Origin of the sequence: Erwinia sp. MYb416 (genome assembly GCF_037479575.1) — a bacterium.
In the GTDB taxonomy this organism is placed as follows: Bacteria; Pseudomonadota; Gammaproteobacteria; order Enterobacterales; family Enterobacteriaceae; genus Erwinia; species Erwinia rhapontici.
On sequence record NZ_JBBGYT010000189.1, the window covers coordinates 1 to 1,346 of the forward strand.

The window sequence follows — 1,346 nt, forward strand, 5'->3', positions numbered from 1 at the left end:
TGCAGGCAGCGGTTCACTCACCGCCAGCTGATACTCCGCAGGCAGGCTGTCGCAATCCAGCACGTCGTTATCATCGGCCAGCGCCAGCAGCACTTTCAGTACGCTGCGTAACTGGCGCACGTTACCCGGCCACGGCTGTTGCGCCAGGGTACCCAGCAGCAGTGGCGTCATCTCAATACCACGCTGCTCACCCCCCAGTTCCTGCCAGAGCTGGCGAATAAAGGCAGGCAGTTCTGCCCAGTCGCGCAACGGTGGCAGCGTCAGAGAGAACTCCTGCAGGCGGTAAAGCAGATCCTCACGGAACGCGCCCTCAGCCACTAACTGCGGCAGATTACGGTGGGTCGCGCAGATCACCGCAAAACTCACCGGCCAGCTGCGGCTGGAGCCGAGCGGGGCCACTTCTTTCTCCTGCAACACGCGCAGCAGACGGGTTTGCAGCGCCAGCGGCATATCGCCAATTTCATCAAGGAACAGCACGCCGCCGTCAGCTTCACGAATTTTCCCGATATAGCCACTCTTACTGGCCCCGGTAAAGGCACCGGACTGATAGCCAAACAGCTCTGATTCGATCAGCGATTCCGGGATGGCGGCACAGTTGATGGCGACAAACTTCCCCTGATGCCAGCGGCTCTGCTGATGCAGCGCCCGGCTGACATACTCCTTACCGCTACCGGTTTCACCCTGCAGACATAGCGACACCCCCGCATTGATCAGCCGCACCATCTTCTCGCCGCCATCACGCAGCGAAAAGGGCAGCGTGGATGGCGTCAGCGCGACCGAGGCAAAATGTGTGCGGGCCGGGGCACGCAGTCGGAAAAAATAGTGCTGCTGGCTGCGGGTGGTGAGCGGCTGTGGCACCTGATTGGCCTGTTGTGCCAGCTGTGGGAACAACTGCTGGAAGGTCAGGCAACCCAACTGTTCCGCGCCCAGTTCCAGTTCACGCATCGCCACGCGGTTGGCGGCCATCAGAATATTGTCAGAGAACACCAGCAGCAGCTCTTCCACGCGGTCAATGCCCTGAACCTGGCGGTGCAGACTCATCAGCCACTGATCGGGGTGCAGGCTCTGCTTGACCCACAGATACTCGATTTGCTTCGCGGCGTCTTTGATCCACGCCAGGGTGTGCGGATGCGCAAAGTGCGCCGGGCCGGAGATATCCAGTACCCCGGCAATCTGTCCGCCAGGGCTTTGCAGCGGGATCGCCGCGCAATACAGCCCCTGGTTGCTGGTCAGAAAATGCTGCTGGCCGTCGATTTCACAACAGTCATCAATCGCCAGTGCGGTGCCGATGGCATTCGTACCGCGCCCGCACTCACTCCAGAGATTCCCCGGTGCCAGTGCAAAGC

Annotated in this window: 1 protein-coding gene; it reads right to left on the minus strand. The window is 61.0% G+C overall.

Translation table 11 applies throughout. From position 1 onward, the window contains the following. Positions 1 to 1,346: sigma-54-dependent Fis family transcriptional regulator (locus tag WH277_RS01790; protein ID WP_339504043.1), on the minus strand; the 1,346-nt coding region annotated here is incomplete at both ends.